Below are 15,377 nucleotides of genomic sequence, written 5' to 3' on the forward strand. Positions count from 1 at the left end.
CCGTTCACGGGAGGGCCACGGCCACGGACAGTCCGCCGTCCGCGTTGGCCGTGGCCCTCACCGTGCCGTCATGGGCATGGACGATCGCGGCGACGATCGACAGGCCGAGGCCCGCGCCGCCGTCCGACCCGGTCCGGTCGCCGGCCAGCCTCCGGAACGGCTCGAACAGCTCGTCCACCCGCTCGGGCGGCACGACGGGCCCGGTGTTGCGGACGACCAGCGCCTCCTGCGACAGCTCGATCACGACGCCCCCGCCGGGACGGTTGTGCCGGATCGCGTTCTGCACCAGGTTCGCGACCATCCGGGTCAGCAGCACCTCGTCGCCCGCGACCGTGACGGGCCGCGTGCCGGCGCTGACGGTGACCTCCGCGCGCTCGGCGAGCGCCAGGTTGTCCGCGACGACCTGCCCGACGACGGTTCCGAGATCGACCGGGGTGCGGCGGTCGAGCCCCCGCTCGCCCTGGGCGAGGACGAGCAGCCCCTCGATCAGCCGCTCGGACCGCCGGGTGTTCCGCAGCATCTCGTCCCGGACCTCCGCGAGCCGCTCCGGCGACGGGTCGGCCAGGCCCACCTCGATGGCGGTGCGCTGGACGGCGAGCGGGGTGCGCAGCTCGTGCGAGGCGTTGGCGACGAACCGCCGCTGGCTGTCGACCGCCCGTTCCAGCCGGTCGAGCATGGCGTCGAAGGTGTCGGCGAGCTGCTTCAGCTCGTCCGGCCGGCCGTCCAGCGCGATGCGCTCGTGCAGCGTGGACAGCGACAGCCGGCGCGCGGTGCCGGTGATCCGATGCAGCGGCCGCAGCAGCCGCCCGGTCAGCCACCACGACACCGCGAACGCCAGCACGACGATCACCACGAGGGCGACCAGGATGACGAGCCGCTGCGACCCGACCAGGCTCTCCTGGAACTGCTCCGGCCCGACGGGCCGCTTGGTGCCCTCGACCGGGCGGGGCGGCTGCGGATCGAACGGCGCCGCCGGGCACGGCGGGCCCCCGGGACGCCGCTCGCACGCGACCGCGACGTTGAACGGGGCGTCCTGCACCTGCCGGCTGACGATCTCCTTCTGGATCCACAGCACCGCGCCGAGCACCCCGAGGGTGATCACGGTGAAGAGGCCGCCGTAGAGCAGCGTCATCCGCGCCCGGACCGTCATCGGCCGCACAGCCGGTACCCGCTTCCCGGCACGGTGACGATGACGGCCGGCTCGCCGAGCTTCGCCCGCAGCTTGCTCATCGTCACCTTGACCACCGTCGTGAACGGGTCGGTGTTCTCGTCCCACGCCCGCTCCAGCAGCGCCTCGGTGCTGACGAGCGTGCCGCGCGCCTGCATCAGCACCTCCAGCACCGCGTACTCCTTGCGGGACAACGGCACGGGACGTCCGTCCCGGAACGCCTCCCGCCGCGCCGTGTCGAGGGTGATCCCGCCGTGCTCCAGCACCGGCGGCAGCGGCGGGACGTTCCGCCGGGCCAGCGCGGTCACCCGCGCCACCAGCTCGTCGAACGCGAACGGCTTGGCGAGGTAGTCGTCCGCGCCCAGGTTCAGCCCGTCGACCCGCTCGTGCACCGCGCCCGACGCGGTCAGCATCAGGATGCGGACCGCCGCGCCCCGCTGCGCCAGCTCCCGGCAGATGGCGTCGCCGTGCACGCCCGGCAGGTCGCGGTCCAGGACGAGGACGTCGTAGTCGTTGACCGCGAGCCGCTCCAGCGCCCCGTCCCCGTCGTAGGCGACGTCCACGGCCATCGCCCGCTTCCGCAGCCCTTCCGCGACCAGATCGGCGAGGAACCGCTCGTCCTCGGCCACGAGTATCCGCATCCTCCCATTCCCGCAGAAGGGCGATAAGGCCGCGGTTAACGGCCCTCCGCGAGGCGGACGAGGAGGGCCGTCGAGGCGGGCGACCAACACGCCGGTGGCGCGTGCCGGCATGTCAGACGAATGCGGCGACGCCCTCGTACTCGGCCTGCGGCGCGAGCCCGGCGGTCTCGTATTCGAGCAGCAGCAGCCCCTTCGCCGTCGCCTCATGGCGGACGAGTCGCAGACCGGACGCGGCCCCCGAGCCGTCGAGCAGGCGCCGGCCGGTCCGGAGCACGGTGGGCGCGATGACAAGGCGGAGCGCGTCGACCAGGCCCGCCGCCAGCAGTGCGTCGGCCAGTCGCGCGCGAAGGCCTCGTAGGTGCGCCGTCCGAGGAGCAGCCCGTCGGCGAGGCCGAGCCAGTCGGAGGTGCGCTGGACGAACGTCCCGTCGATGTGCGGGACGAGCCACCCACCGCGGGTGAAGCCGCCGCTGGTGTCCTCGTCCGGCGACCCGGGCCCCTGGCCGACCCCGTCGAGCGTGACGAAGTGGCTCACGGTGACCTTCACGATGCCGCCCCCTCCGTGAGCGCGGCGAGTTGCGCGGCGACCGTGCCCCACCCGTCGGCGAAGCCGAGCTTGTCGTGCCGTGCCCGGGCTTCCGGGTCCCCGTGCCGGACCAGCATCCGGTACGCCGTCCCCTCCGGATGGTCGTCCAGCGTGACCGTCGCCGTCATCGCGACCGGTGCGGGCCGCGCGGGCCGCCACGTGCTGTCGATCGCATTGGTGAACACGATCCGCCGCCGCTCCTCGACGTCGAGGAAGCAGGCATCAAGGTGCGGCCCGAAGGCGCCCCCGTCGCTCAACCGGGTGACGAACGCCCCGCCGGCCCGCAGCTCGAGCCGTTCCACCCGGCACCGGCTGGGAGCTGGCACCCACCACCGCTCCAGTTGCGCCGGGTCGGTCCAGGCGCTCCACACGGTCGCGCGCGGCGCGCGGATGACCCGCTCCAGCGCAAGATCAAGGTCAGGGTTCATCGGTCCTCCACGTCGGTGACGAACTGTTCGAGGCGGTCGGTGCGCTCCTCCCAGATCCGCCGCTGCTCCGCGAGCCAGTCGTCCAGGAGCAGGAGCCTTTCCCGGTTGAGCGTGCATGTGCGCACCCGCCCCGCTTTGGCCGTCTGGACGAGCCCGGTGGATTCGAGCGTCCGCACGTGCTTCATGAACGACGGCAGCGTCATCGGGAACTCGCGCGCGAGATCTCCGACGCTCACGGGTCCGCTCCCGAGCCGCCGCACCACGGCCCGCCGGGTCGGATCGGCGAGCGCCAAGAACACCCCGTCCAACTCCGCCGAATACTGTGCCATGCGGCTAAGTATTGCCGCTCAACGACAGTTAGTGCAAGGGCTAAGTATCGGAGAGGGGGTGCGAGTTGTCTCGCATTCCCGCGGGCGGTCCATCAGCCCGCGGTTGGCCGTGTGGCTTCGGACATAGGGGGTACGCGGCGGAGAACAAGCACAATCGGGGAGGAAACATGCCTGTCCAGGAGACCGGTCACGTCACAGGTACCAAGGACAAGGACTACAACATCACTTGGTTCGTCGAGCAGTGCCTGAGCAACGCTCTCCGGCTCGACACCTACATCGAGGACGCCCAGCGTGACGGGGACGTCGAACTCGCCGACTTCTTCCGCCGCGCGCAGGGGGAGAGCCGCAAGGGCGCCGAACAGGGCAAGGAACTCCTCAAGCAGCGCCTCTGACACGGCACTTCGTCCCGCCCGGGGGACGTCGGCCCGGGCGGGGCGCCACCGGCACCACGTCCGCACTCACCGTCCGGCCGCCGCATCGCGCACCGCGACCGGGTCAGCGGGCGGCGCAGGTGATGCAGGTGCGGGCGGCGGGCCGGGCGGCCAGCCGTTCCGTCGCGATCGGGCCGCCGCAGTGTTCGCAGGCGCCGTAGGTGCCGTCGCGGAGCCGGCGCAGCGCGTCGTCGATGTCGGCCAGCTGCGCGCGGGCCCGCTGCAAGGACGCGTCGATCCGGGCGCGCTCGAAGGCGATGGTGGCGCCTTCCGGGTCGTGCTCGTCGTCCACGCCGGTCTGGCTCGACGCCTCGACGACGCCGTCCCAGTCGCCGTTCAGCGATGCGATGAGGTCCAGCGTGCCGGTACGAGCCGTGATCAGGCGTTCCTCTGCCGTGGTCATCTGGAGTTCAACGCCCGTCAAGCCGGGCCGAATTCCGTGGCGGTCGGGCGGCGACCGCCCTGCGCATGGTGTGTGCAAGGCGGCCGCCGGGTTGTGCGCAGTTCAGTTCGCGGACCTGATCCGTCCGTAGGCGTCCAGCACCGCGATCGGGCGGGCGCCGGGGCGCAGGCGTACCGCGCGCCGGCCGCCCTGCTTTTCGACCAGCGGCGTGCTTCTGGCCGTGGTGCCGAGGTCGACGCAGACGCTGGTGCCCACGATGCTCGGCTTCGTGCAGGCCAGTTTGAGGTTGGGCATGCCCGGCGACGGGTTGTACGGGTTGTACCGCACCGGGGTCGGCATGTTCCAGCCGCAGAAGCCGCCGCCGGTGAGGTCGGCGACCTGGCCGTCCGGGCTCACGGTCGCCGTCCCGGTGGGACCGGCGCCGCCCAGGGCGAAGGGGTTGTCCACGCGGAGCGCCGTCCCCTGCAGGTCGATGTTGGCCAGGCTGTCCGGGGTACCTGTGCACGACATGGCGACGGCGTAGGGCATGCTCGCCACGGTGTCCGATCCGGCGTGGCTCAGGGAACCGGTGGACGAGGCGTAGGTCAGGTCGCCGATGTCCACGGTGAACGCGGCGGGGTCGACGCGCAGCCGGGTGAACGCGGTCCGGACGTTCGTGCCGGGGGAGGCGCCGCCCGCGGTGTACTGCGAGAAGTTCGCGGACTGGCCGGTCTTCGCGAGGGTGATGTACTCGCTGGGCGCGCTCTTCATCCCGGCGCAGTACACCGTGAAGAGCCGGCCGCCGTTGACCAGCAGGTAGGTGCCGTTCGGCGCGATCGGGATCCGCTCGTGCACCTCCTGGCAGGTGGCGGGCAGGAGGCCCGGCTGCTGGGCATGGGCGGGAACCGCCGCTGCCATCGGCACCGCGGCGCACACGGCCGCGATTACGGCAGACGTCCGGACCGGCAATTTCGCCATGAATTCCCCCGTGGGTAGGGATGGAGAACGGGCATCCGCAAGCCAACAGCCATCCGAATGTTCCGGGCAATATCGCGGAACGATAACCGAACTGATCGGTGAGAAAGTTCCGCCGACAAATATGGATAATCTCCGTTAAAGCCGTATCCTGCCGGTGAATCGGCGGCCGCGATGCCGCCCCGGAACCCGCCGGAACCCGCTGCTCTAGACGGCGCCGCGGACGCCGTCCAGGATCCCGTCGGGCAGCCACGCGTGCGGGAGCCGGGCGCCGGGGCGGCGTTCGGGCTCGTAGCTGTCCAGCAGGCCGGTGCCGCCCCGACCAGGAGACGGGCAGCGCCGCCCGAGTTCCACCGCCGCCGTCAGCCCCGCCGGCCCGCCGATCCGGCGGGCGGCGTCAGGCGAAGCCGCGGTCGGCGTAGGGGGACTCGCCGGTCAGCACCCCGCCGTCGAACGTCTGCGTGGGCATGGCCAGTTCCATCGGGACGGCCGCGTTCAGGTCGAAGGCGTCGGCCGCGTGCAGGTCGGCGATGAAGGCGTCGATCTTCTCCTCGGTCACCGACGGCATCAGGAAGATATGGGCGAGGTAGCGCGGCTCGTGGTCGTCCGGCCGCATCTTCATGGTGACCGTGGACAGCGACCACTTCGCCACGATGGCCGGGTTCGGGCGGCGGAACCGGACGGTGATCGCCAGCGGGGTGCGGTCGATCCAGAGGCCGCCGGGGCCGAAGTCGAGGCGCTGCTCCAGCCGGGTCAGCTTCTCGACCAGGTAGGCGGCCATGCGCTGGGAGTGGGTGCTGAGCGCGATCTGCCGGTCGTCGGGGTGCTGGGCGATGTGGTCCCACAGGACGATCGGCGACAGGCCGTTGCGGGAGCCGGCGAACGTGGTGTCCAGCGATCCGATGTACTCGGGGTTGTCCGGCGGCTGCATCTGGTACTTGATCTTGGTCATGAACGCGCCGCACGGCCACGGGGTGCCCATCCACTTGTGGCCGCTGAACACGATGGACGACACCATGTCCACCGGGTCCTTGCCGGGCACCGAGGACGTCAGCGCGAAGTCGAACTCGGGGACGGGCACGTCCGGCTCGTACTCGTAGCGCGGATCGTGCGCGGCCTTGGCCAGGAACGGGACGTACGCGGCGCCGAGGGCCCCGTCCACATGGATCCAGAACCCGCGCCGGACGTCGTGGTCGCCCTCGCCGTAGGGCACCCGGCGCTCCAGCAGCCCGTGCTCGGCGAAGATCGGCAGCAGCCGGTCGCTGACGGCCCGCACGTCGTCGTAGGCGCCCTTGTACGTGCTGCCGAAGTTCAGGCTGACGATGCACGGGTGGCCCTTGGCGGCGAAGAACTCGACCAGTGCCGCCAGCTTGTCGACGTCGATGCAGCCGGGCCCGAACGATGGGTACCGCTCGTCGGGGTTCGCCCCGGACGGCAGGGCGGACGGCACCTCGTCCGGCCAGGGGCCGCCGAGCGGGCAGTCGTCGGGGTACGCGGCGCGTCCCAGCTCGCTGAACGTCGGCAGGTCCAGGACCCGGACCGCCTTGGCGAACGAGTAGTGGGTGTCCTCCGAGTAGAAGATCACCGGCGAGTACGCGTTCGGGTTCGCGGGCGCCTCCGAGGGAGCCGCGTAGCGCATCGAGTGCTTGCCGGCGCCCTCGGCCTCACCGAGCAGCCGCTTGCCGGAAAGGTAGTCGCGGGCGTTCCACAGCGCGTACATGTTGCCCTCGGTGGAGCCCATGCTCAGCACGTATCCCCAGCACGACTCCTTGTTCGCCGGGTCGTAGGGGGCGCCGTGCCAGAGCCGCGCGAGGTAGGACAGCACGGCCTGCTCGACGACCTTGGAGTTGACCTTGTAGCCGCCGTCCTGGAACGGGTCGCCGATGTTGTTGATGTGGCTGGTGAGGAACTGCCCGATGTCCCGCTGATAGGCGTCCATGTCCTCGGTGACCTGGTAGCCGATCATCCGGTCGCGGCGGTCCGCCAGGTAGGCGGCCAGGCGGCGCAGCACCGTGTCGCGCCGGTCCGGCGGCACCCCGTGGCCGTCCAGGACGAAGTCGTGCGGGTCCGGGGCGAACGGCGGCGGCTCGCCCCACACCTGCTGGCCGGGCCTGGCGCCGTCCTGCCAGGAGCGTTCGGTGTACTCGACGGCCTGCCTGCCGACGGTCTGCGTCATCGCGGGTCCCCTCCTCGGGCGTTCGTACCGGTCTTCTTCAGCAGCAGCGCCTCCGCCGTCGTCATCGACCGGAGCTCGGCGAAGCCGACGCTCTCGTTGGGCGCGTGAATGGCGCACGTGGGCTCTTCGCACCCCCACAGCAGGATGTCCGCCTTCGGATTGGCGACCCAGAACGCGCTGGCCAGCGGTATCGCACCGCCCCGCCCCGCGTGCGCGAGACGAGGGCCATGAACGCGTCCGGCGCCGGCCCGCGCCGGACGTTCCCGGTGTCGGCCACCACGATCAGATCGGCGGTGAAGCGGTGGTCGGCCTTGCCCGCCGCGGAGGCCCCGAACAACCGCAGCATGGCCAGGTGCATGCACACCCCGGATCTGTCGTCGGCGGCGCCGCGGCCGTACATCCGGCGGTCGCCGCCGACCTTTTTCTCCGTTGGCATGAATGCGGGCGGCGTGAAGACCGGCCGGATTCCCGGCGTGGCTCGGTATTTTCACGAGACCCGCCAGGTTCCGCCACAGCCGTTCCATGAACTCGGCCTGCGGACGCACATCGACGTGCGTCCGCGCCGATACCTCGGTCTTCATGGCTTCCCTCATCCGTGCAGGCAGGAGAGTCGCGTGGTCGCGTTCCCGCCCATCAGGCTTCCCCGCCGCCGCGTCCCCCCGCCAGCCCCGGACGACCGTCATTGGCGGCGGCGAATCGCAGAATCTCCGGTACGTTGACCCTAGTCAGAGCGGATTTACCCGCAGATGTGCGCAAGCTGATGCCAACCCTGCACACCCGGACACACCCACCGACCGCCCGACCCCTCGCCGACCACGGCTCGGCACCCAAGATGGGGAGGACGCGTCCGTATCCGGTCAGAGTTGCCCAGTGATCATCAGATGAGTGCTTGAATTCCACCCGTGTGCCGTATGAGCTGCGATTAGACTAGTTATGGACCGATAAAATCCGTCATGCGGTCCTTGCGGCAAATACTTTCCATGAGAAGCCGCTTGACGCTCCTATTCGGCCGATATATATAGACCGTACAGATACATATCGGCAAGGCGAGGTCCGCGTCATGACACTCAGGCTGATCGGCGGTTCGGGCTGCGGCAACGGTCCGTGTCCCGCGGTGTACGAGACGGAGAACAAGACGATCGTGGTGCAGGGGTTCGTCGTCGACCCGGAGCGGGCGGAGATTTCACTGCCGCCCGGTGAGGCCGCCGTGGAGATCCCGCGCTACATCCTGGAGCGGGCGCTCGCCGCCGAATGACCGCGAGGCCGGCACCGCGTGGCGCGCCGGCCTGAAATCGGGAGAATTCTCATTATTCTCAATATGGACCAGTTCGGTCGGCTCTTCACGGAGTTCAGATCGTCGGCGACCCGTATCGAAACGCTCGCCGTCTACACTGTGCCGGACGAGCTCGAGAACTTCGAGCTCTACCTGTCGGGGGCACCGCTCCCACCTGACCGGAATGAGGAATGGGCGCGGAACATCCGCGAGTCCGTCGCCGCCGGCAAGTACATGGGGCGCGTGCACATCATCGACCGCACGCTCACGCCGTACCTCCAGTTCGAGATCGACTGGTACTACGCGATCAACGGCGCGGCCGGTGAGGACATCCGGTTCATCTTCCGCGAGGACGTCCCGGACCTCGTCTACACCGACACGTGGATCTTCGACGACGAGACCGTCGTCGACCTGAGCTACGACGACGAGGGCCGGCTGCTGTACGTCAACCAGAACGAGGACCCGGCGCGCTTGGAGGAGGCCAGGACCGCCTGGCGGGAGTTCCACGACCGTTCGTTTCCGCTCGCCGACCTCCTGGCCATGATCCGCGGCAACGACCTCGCGGTGCCGGCGCGGCGCTCACCGACGGTCATCGACACCTCACGTGCGGAGGCGGAGGCATGCGCGCCGGGGGCCGGACCCAGCTGAGCACCGAGTTCGTCATCAGCGACCAGGCGGCGGGCTATCCCCGCCGCACGGTCACCACCACGGCGACGCCCGAGGACCTCGATGCGCTCGTCCGGTCCGGATACCTCGTGCGCAGGGGCCTGCTGGACGAGGCGGCGGCGGGGGTCCTCGCGGCCGCCGTGCTGCGGCTGGCCGAGGCCGAGGAGGGCCGTCCCGAGGCCGAGGACCTCCCCGGCGAGAGTGTCTACCTCCGGTCGCTGCTCGACAAGGACCCGGTGTTCCACCCGCTCCTGCGCCTGGAGCCGGCACTGTCGGTCGCGCGGACGCTGCTCGGCCCGCAGGTGTGGATCGACCTCGAGGCCCGGCTGAACCACGCGGGCCGCGCCGGTGTCGCGGTGCCCTGGCACGCCCACCTGCCGGTCATCCCCGACCCCCTGCCCGCCCTCTTCAGCTATCCGCACCAGATCCACTGCCTGATCTACCTCGACTCGATCACCGAGCGGGAGGGCGCCCTGTGCCTGCTGCCCGGATCGCATCGGGGCGGCGCGGTGCGCATCCCGCTCGGTAATCAGAGCGACCGCGCCGGGCAGGTCGAGCTCTTCTTCGAGCCGGGCGACGCGGTCTTCATCCACGCGGGCCTGTGGCACCGGACCGTCCCGTCCGACGCGGCCGCCGGATATCGCCGGCTGCTGCTGCTCGGCTTCGTCCCGTCCTGGCAGCGGGCCGACACCGGACGCGGTGTACGCGCCGAACACGCGCTCACCGAGGAACTGGCCCGCAACGGGGATGCCGAGACCCGCGAGCTGCTCGGCGAGTTCCAGTGGTGATCGTCCGGCTCCGCCCGCTCGATGAGGCCGACCTCGCGGTCTTCGAACGCGCCTACGCCACCCGGGACGGCTCCGGAGAGCACCAGTGGTTCGGGTTCGGCCCGCCCGGCCGGGGGCTCGCCGAGATGGGGGCGCTCGGCCCGGACGGCGGCCGGCTGACCGTGACCGCCGACGACCGGGTCGCCGGAAGCGCCTTCTGGTTCCGCCGCACCTGGGGGCCGGTCGAAACGTCCTGGTGCTGGGAGGTCGCCCTGCATGTTCTCGCGGAGCAGCGGCGGCATGGTCTCGGCCCGCAGGCGCTGAACCAGCTCACCGGGTACCTGTTCGACCACACGCTGGCCTGGCGCGTCCAGGCCATCGCCGACGCCGGCAACACGGCCTCGCAGCGGATGCTCGCGCGGTGCGGTTTCACCAGGGGGGCCTGCTGCGCGCCGCGCAGTGGCGGGAGGGGCGCCGGCACGACCAGGTGCTCTACTCGCTGCTGCGCGACGACCCGCTGCCTCCGTCCGGCTCGCCGGCAGCGGCCTCCGCGCGCAGCGCCACCGATCTTGCGTCGTCGTAGTCGGTGAAGATCGCCTGCGCCTCGCGCAGGTACGGCGCGCTCTCGTCGCGCTCCCCGGCCGCCGCCAGCGCATCGGCGAGCCGGACGAGGCTCTTCGCGCGCTTCCACCGGTCACCGACCTGGCCGTGCACCGCGGCGGCGCGGCGGTGGAAGTCCACGGCCTCCGGGAGCCGGCCGAGCTCCCGGTACGCGCGGCCCGTGCCGTCCAGCGCCATCGCTTCACGGCTCGGGTCGCCCTCGCGGCGGAACATCACGGCGGCGCGCTGGGTGGAGACGAGTGCGTCGTCGGGCCGTCCGTCCGCCAGCTGGGCCTTCCCCAGGTACAGCAGCGCCGTGCCCTCCCACAGCGGGTTGTCCATGTCCCGGGCGATCGCCACCCCGTCCTCCGCCATGGCGAGGGCCTGCGTGCTCAGCCCGCGCCTGCGCGCCAGCAGGCTGAACGCGGTGAGCACCATCGACTCGTAGAGGCGGTGGTCGCCCATGGCCCGGTACGCCTCCAGCGACCTGACGAGGACGGACTCCGCCTCGTCGAGCAGCTCCAGCTGGATCAGGGCGTAGCCGAGGCTGTAGCGGACGGTCGCCGTCCAGTAGGGGTCGTCGAGGTCGCGGACGATCGACAGCGCCTCCTCCAGGCCCGCGCGCGCTCGCGCCGGCCGGTGCGCGAACAGTTCGACCCAGCCGAGCCCGTTCAGTGCCTTGACCACGCTGAGATCGTCGCCCAGCTCCCGGTGGATCTCCATCGCCGCCCGGTGGTAGCGGGCGGCCTCGTCCAGCTGCAGCGTCATCCGGCAGAGCCGGCCGATGCTCTCGCAGAGCACGGCCTCGCCCTCCCGATCACCGAGCGCCCGTGCGGCCTCCAGTCCCAGTTCGGACGTGGTCCGCCAGTCCTGGAAATGGTTGTAGGTCGCGTAGATCCGCTCCAAAACGACGGCCAGTCTGTAGGCGAGTTCCCGCCGGTCGGTCTCGGCCGCGGCGCGCACCGCGCCCAGGAGGTTCATCTTCTCCTCGGCGTACCACTGGGCGGCCTGCTCTCGGTCCCGGAAGGCGGGTACGGGGACGTTCGGAGGCGGCTCGAGCTCGAACAGCAGCGTCGTGTCATGAGCGAGGGAGAGCGCGCACTGGTACGCGCCGTGCAGGTACCAGGAGCACATCCGCTCCACCGCGGCCATCTGGTCCTGCTGCGAGATCTCGTACCTGGCCCTTGCCACCGCGTAGGCGCGCAGTAACTCGTGGAACTGGTAGCGCCCCGGTGCCCTCTGCTCCAGCAGGTAGGCACCGGCGAGGACGTCCAGGCAGGCGCGCACTCGTTCCTCTCCGGGATCGGCGAGGACGGCCGCGGCCGCCTCGCTGAAGTCGCCGCCGGGATGGAGCCCGAGCAGGCAGAACAGCCGGGCGGCGTCCTCGGGCAGCGCCCGGTAGGACCAGGCGAAGACCGTCCGGACCGCCTCGGCCTCGTCGTCGTCGCCGGTGGACAGCGCCTCCCACAGGGACGACTCGTCCCGCAGGTCGGCGATGAGGTCGCAGAGGGGCATCCCGGGACGTCCCGCGGCGCGCTCGGCGGCGATGCGCAGCGCCAGTGGGAGGTGGGCGCACAGCCTGGCCAGCTCGGCGATGTCCGCCGGATCGTCTCCCGGCCGGTAGGCCGCCATCGTCTCGGTCAGCAGCGCGACCGACTCCGCTTCGGACAGGGTCCTGAGGATCGTGCGCTGCGCGCCGTCGCGGATGAGCAGGCCCGAAAGCCGGCTGCGGCTCGTCACGATGGCCAGGCTGCGGCCCGCCCCCGGAATGAGCGGCCGGACCTGCCCAGTTGTTCCGGCGTTATCGAGAATGACCAGCATCCGGCGATCGGCGAGAATTGACCGATATAGGGCGGACTTATCGTCCACCTGGGGCGGAATGGCGGAGGCGGGGACGCCGAGCGCGATCAGGAACCGCTCCAGCGCCTGCCCCGGCGTCACCGGCGGCCCCGGATCGTAGCCGCGTAGATCCACGTAGAGCTGCCCGTCCGGGAACGCGTCCCGGACCCGGTGCGCCTAGTGCAGCACCAGCGAGGTCTTGCCCACCCCGGCCGTTCCGGCGATCACGTACGCGACGAGGCCGTCGGCCGCGTCGGCCTGCGGCCCGGTGACAAGGGCGTCCAGGCGCCGAAGATCGGCTCGCCGGTTGACGAAGACCCGGACGCCCCTGGGCAGCTGCCACGGCGCGGAATGCGGCGTCCCGCGACCGTAATGGAAATGCACACCGCCCTCGATATCGCGTGCCTGCACGACATCTCCGGCGCTGCCCGACATGGTCGAACGGGTGTTGGGGGGCGGTGGGATCGTGCTGATTTTCCGGCATTGACCACCTGCCCTTTCCGGCTTTCCCCAGCCTACGGCCCACATGCCGCCAGGGAAATGCGTTCCCCCTGACCACCCCCGGCCGAAGCCCAGGCCGTGTGCCCCCGCCGTGCGCGATGCGGCGCTCCAGCCGCGGAAACGCGGCGACGGCCTTCCCCAGATGCAACTTCGACGGGACGTGTTCGGGCCGGGCCGCTCAGGCGGGCATTTCCCCCAGACGGTTTTTCCCTCGCCGGTGGCGGAGGGGCGGGTGCCGGTCTCCTTCACGTAGGCGTGGATGATCGCGAGGCCGCGCCCGTTCTCGGCCATGAGGGACGGCGTTCGCTGGGCCGGGAGTCCGGGGGACGGGTCCCAGCACTCCAGGAGCGGCGTCCCTCCGCACAGGGCGCGGCGCAGGCGGAGCCGCCGACCGCGCGCGGCCGTGACGGCGTTGGTGACCATCTCGCTCATGACGAGGGTCGAGTCGTTGATCACGTCGCGGTCGAAGCCCCAGTTCGTCAGTGCGTAGCGGACGAGCTCACGGGCCAGTACGACGGTCGACGGCGCGGCGAGCAGGGTCAGACGTACCTCGGGCATGCCGGGGGGCGGGGTGACGAGGTCAAGATCGTTCATTGAAGGCCATCCTCAGTTTGCGGATTCCGCCTTCACTGTGTGTTTTTGCGCTCTAACTTAAAGTGATTTTAAGGTGGCGCGATACACCTCTGGAGGAGCGATGAGTGTTCGAGAGTCGATCGACCCGACGTCCTCGCTGTGGGCCTGGCTAGCCTTTGACCTGTGGTTTTACCGCACGCAGCGAGGTCTCTCGCTTGCTCAGGCCGGAATGATCGTCCACGTGACGCGGGCGACCGTATCTAACCTCGGGCTTTCACCGGGCGGCGGTTCGAGCGTGACCGTTTAGACAAGAAAAGTGCCCCGAGCTGGGAGGATAGGGCTTGTCGAAGGTCCTGTCCGCGCCAGTTCAGAAGGCACTTTTCACGTGAAGACTACAGGTCGCCGTGCCAAGCTCATGGTCTCTTCGGACGGGGCGGGGATCGTTGGTCAGGCCGGTGGGGTGCTGCTGACCGAGGCACTCCGGGCGACCGGGCTCGACCAGGCGCTTTCCGCTGGGTTGGAGCGGTGGCGCAAGCCGCGGGCGACCCACGATCCGGGCAAGGTCGTCGCGGACCTGGCGGTGATGCTGGCGCTGGGCGGAGACTGCCTGTCCGACATCGCGGTCCTGCGCGCCGAGCCGGAGCTGTTCGGGCCGGTTGCCTCCGACCCGACGGTGTCCCGGCTGGTCACCCTCCTTGCCGACGCGGGCCCGCAGGCGTTGCGGGCGATCCGCAAGGCCCGGGCGGCGGCGCGGGCGCGGGCCTGGGAACTGGCCGGCGAGCACGCCCCCGGGACGGGCGGGGGCCTGATTCCGGTGGACCTGGACGCCACGATCGTGCTCGCGCACTCGGAGAAGGAACACGCAGCCCCGACGTGGAAGCGCACGTTCGGGTTTCATCCGATGACCGCGTTCATCGACCACGGCCCGGGCGGGACCGGTGAGGCGGCCGCGCTGGTGCTGCGGCCGGGCAACGCCGGGTCCAACACCGCCGCCGACCACATCACCGCGGGCCGCCTGGCCCTCAACCAGATCCCGTCCCGCCTGCACAAACAGGTCGTCATCCGGACCGATTCAGGTGGCGGCACCCACGAGTTCCTGGACTGGGTCACCGCTCGCCGCGTCAAGTACTCGATCGGTTTCAACCTCACCGACGACATCTGCGCCGCCATCCTCGCCCTGCCCGAGCACGTGTGGCAGTGCGCCTACGACGCCGACCGCCGGCCCCGCCCCGGGGCGTGGGTGGCCGAGCTGACCGGCATGCTGGACCTGACCGGCTGGCCCAAGGGGATGCGGGTCATCGTCCGCCGTGAACGCCCCCACCCCGGCGCGCAGCTGCGGTTCACCGACATCAACGGGCACCGCTTCACCTGCTTCGTCACCGCAACCCGGCACGGGCAGCTCGCCGACCTGGAACTGCGCCACCGCCGCCGCGCCCGCTGCGAGGACCGCATCCGCTGCGCCAAGGACACCGGCCTGCGCAACCTGCCCCTGCACGACGCCGCCGCCAACCAGATCTGGCTCGAACTCGTCGCGCTGGCCACCGACCTGACCGCCTGGACTCAGATGCTCGCCTTCGCCGATCATCCGGTCCGCCGCTGGGAACCCAAACGCCTGCGCCTGCGCGTCTTCTCGACCGCCGCACGCCTGGCCCGCGGCGGCCGACGACTCCGGCTCCGCCTGGCCCGCCACTGGCCCTGGAGCGGCCCGATCGCCTCGGCGATCACCCGGCTGCAGATGCTCCCGGCGCCCTGACCAGCCCAAGCCATCCCATCAATACCGGGAAGGAGAACCTCCGGGCCCGTGGAACCCCGCCCACCCGACGCGACAGTCGGGCTCGAGAGATGACCCGTCACCGAAAACGAAGCGTCGGTTGGGTCGCTCCGCGACCCAACCGACCTCACGAAAAATCGAGGCTAACACCTCGCTGGCTTACAAGAGACATAGCGCTGAGGTTCCCCCCGTAGCACGGACAGCTGGGGTGAGATGGGTCAGGTGGTCGTGATCGAGGCTCGGTGCCGTTCCTCGTAGTCCACCGGGCTCAG

The 15,377-nt window shown here is 70.7% G+C and carries 17 protein-coding genes; 6 read left to right on the forward strand and 11 right to left on the reverse strand.

The genetic code is table 11. From position 1 onward, the window contains the following. Nucleotides 1–4: 4 nt before the first annotated feature. The 5 genes from ABZ806_RS30070 to ABZ806_RS30090 form a co-directional block, all read right to left on the reverse strand. Nucleotides 5–1,150 carry a sensor histidine kinase gene (locus ABZ806_RS30070; protein ID WP_500220790.1) on the reverse strand — a complete coding sequence of 382 codons (1,146 nt, stop codon included), beginning with the start codon at nt 1,148–1,150 and terminating at the stop codon, nt 5–7. Beyond that, the gene (locus ABZ806_RS30075; protein ID WP_500220791.1) at nt 1,147–1,809 is read right to left on the reverse strand and encodes a response regulator transcription factor; all 663 of its coding nucleotides are present in this window, start codon (nt 1,807–1,809) and stop codon (nt 1,147–1,149) included. The genes ABZ806_RS30070 and ABZ806_RS30075 overlap by 4 nt, the downstream gene beginning before the upstream one ends. A gap of 112 nt (nt 1,810–1,921) precedes the next feature. Further along, complete coding sequence (locus ABZ806_RS30080; protein ID WP_500220792.1) at nt 1,922–2,257, reverse strand: dihydrofolate reductase family protein; 336 nt, start codon at nt 2,255–2,257, stop codon at nt 1,922–1,924. A gap of 94 nt (nt 2,258–2,351) precedes the next feature. Then, nucleotides 2,352–2,822, reverse strand: coding sequence for an SRPBCC domain-containing protein (locus tag ABZ806_RS30085; protein ID WP_500220793.1), 471 nt, complete (start codon nt 2,820–2,822; stop codon nt 2,352–2,354). Next, the gene (locus ABZ806_RS30090; protein WP_500220794.1) at nt 2,819–3,151 is read right to left on the reverse strand and encodes an ArsR/SmtB family transcription factor; all 333 of its coding nucleotides are present in this window, start codon (nt 3,149–3,151) and stop codon (nt 2,819–2,821) included. Before ABZ806_RS30090 ends, ABZ806_RS30085 begins: the two co-directional genes overlap by 4 nt. A gap of 167 nt (nt 3,152–3,318) precedes the next feature. Between ABZ806_RS30090 and ABZ806_RS30095 the strand changes: the two genes are divergently transcribed. Beyond that, complete coding sequence (locus ABZ806_RS30095; protein ID WP_163056736.1) at nt 3,319–3,543, forward strand: hypothetical protein; 225 nt, start codon at nt 3,319–3,321, stop codon at nt 3,541–3,543. A gap of 103 nt (nt 3,544–3,646) precedes the next feature. On the opposite strand, the gene ABZ806_RS30100 is transcribed toward ABZ806_RS30095, so the two are convergent. The 4 genes from ABZ806_RS30100 to ABZ806_RS30115 all read right to left on the reverse strand — a co-directional run bounded on the left by ABZ806_RS30100 (nt 3,647) and on the right by ABZ806_RS30115 (nt 7,115). Then, complete coding sequence (locus tag ABZ806_RS30100; protein ID WP_500220795.1) at nt 3,647–3,985, reverse strand: TraR/DksA family transcriptional regulator; 339 nt, start codon at nt 3,983–3,985, stop codon at nt 3,647–3,649. Nucleotides 3,986–4,087: 102 nt separating this feature from the next. After that, nucleotides 4,088–4,882: a GON domain-containing protein gene (locus ABZ806_RS30105; protein WP_500220796.1), complete on the reverse strand. Its 795-nt coding sequence runs from the start codon at nt 4,880–4,882 to the stop codon at nt 4,088–4,090. A gap of 264 nt (nt 4,883–5,146) precedes the next feature. Continuing rightward, nucleotides 5,147–5,293: a hypothetical protein gene (locus ABZ806_RS30110; protein ID WP_500220797.1), complete on the reverse strand. Its 147-nt coding sequence runs from the start codon at nt 5,291–5,293 to the stop codon at nt 5,147–5,149. A gap of 43 nt (nt 5,294–5,336) precedes the next feature. Then, on the reverse strand, nt 5,337–7,115 hold the full coding sequence (locus tag ABZ806_RS30115) for a PLP-dependent aminotransferase family protein (protein ID WP_500220798.1): 1,779 nt from the start codon (nt 7,113–7,115) through the stop codon (nt 5,337–5,339). A gap of 1,060 nt (nt 7,116–8,175) precedes the next feature. On the opposite strand from ABZ806_RS30115, the gene ABZ806_RS30120 reads away from it, so the two are divergent. The 4 genes from ABZ806_RS30120 (at nt 8,176) to ABZ806_RS30135 (ending at nt 10,411) form a co-directional block, all read left to right on the forward strand. Then, on the forward strand, nt 8,176–8,370 hold the full coding sequence (locus tag ABZ806_RS30120) for a hypothetical protein (RefSeq protein ID WP_500220799.1): 195 nt from the start codon (nt 8,176–8,178) through the stop codon (nt 8,368–8,370). A 63-nt stretch (nt 8,371–8,433) separates the two neighbouring features. Continuing rightward, complete coding sequence (locus ABZ806_RS30125; protein ID WP_500220800.1) at nt 8,434–9,036, forward strand: DUF6879 family protein; 603 nt, start codon at nt 8,434–8,436, stop codon at nt 9,034–9,036. Continuing rightward, nucleotides 9,009–9,842 carry a phytanoyl-CoA dioxygenase family protein gene (locus ABZ806_RS30130; protein ID WP_500220801.1) on the forward strand — a complete coding sequence of 278 codons (834 nt, stop codon included), beginning with the start codon at nt 9,009–9,011 and terminating at the stop codon, nt 9,840–9,842. The genes ABZ806_RS30125 and ABZ806_RS30130 overlap by 28 nt, the downstream gene beginning before the upstream one ends. Next, nucleotides 9,839–10,411: a GNAT family N-acetyltransferase gene (locus ABZ806_RS30135; RefSeq protein WP_500220802.1), complete on the forward strand. Its 573-nt coding sequence runs from the start codon at nt 9,839–9,841 to the stop codon at nt 10,409–10,411. The genes ABZ806_RS30130 and ABZ806_RS30135 overlap by 4 nt, the downstream gene beginning before the upstream one ends. On the opposite strand, the gene ABZ806_RS30140 is transcribed toward ABZ806_RS30135, so the two are convergent. After that, nucleotides 10,314–12,395, reverse strand: coding sequence for an ATP-binding protein (locus tag ABZ806_RS30140; RefSeq protein ID WP_500220803.1), 2,082 nt, complete (start codon nt 12,393–12,395; stop codon nt 10,314–10,316). The two genes, ABZ806_RS30135 and ABZ806_RS30140, sit on opposite strands and share 98 nt — an antisense overlap. A gap of 42 nt (nt 12,396–12,437) precedes the next feature. Continuing rightward, the gene (locus ABZ806_RS30145) at nt 12,438–13,355 is read right to left on the reverse strand and encodes an ATP-binding protein (RefSeq protein ID WP_500220804.1); all 918 of its coding nucleotides are present in this window, start codon (nt 13,353–13,355) and stop codon (nt 12,438–12,440) included. Between the two features lie 394 nt (nt 13,356–13,749). On the opposite strand from ABZ806_RS30145, the gene ABZ806_RS30150 reads away from it, so the two are divergent. Continuing rightward, entirely contained in the window at nt 13,750–15,087 is a 1,338-nt protein-coding gene (locus ABZ806_RS30150; protein WP_500220809.1) for an IS1380 family transposase, read from the forward strand. The last annotated feature ends 290 nt before the right edge of the window (nt 15,088–15,377 follow it).

It is taken from the genome of Spirillospora sp. NPDC047418, assembly GCF_040643275.1.
In the GTDB taxonomy this organism is placed as follows: domain Bacteria; phylum Actinomycetota; class Actinomycetes; order Streptosporangiales; family Streptosporangiaceae; genus Spirillospora.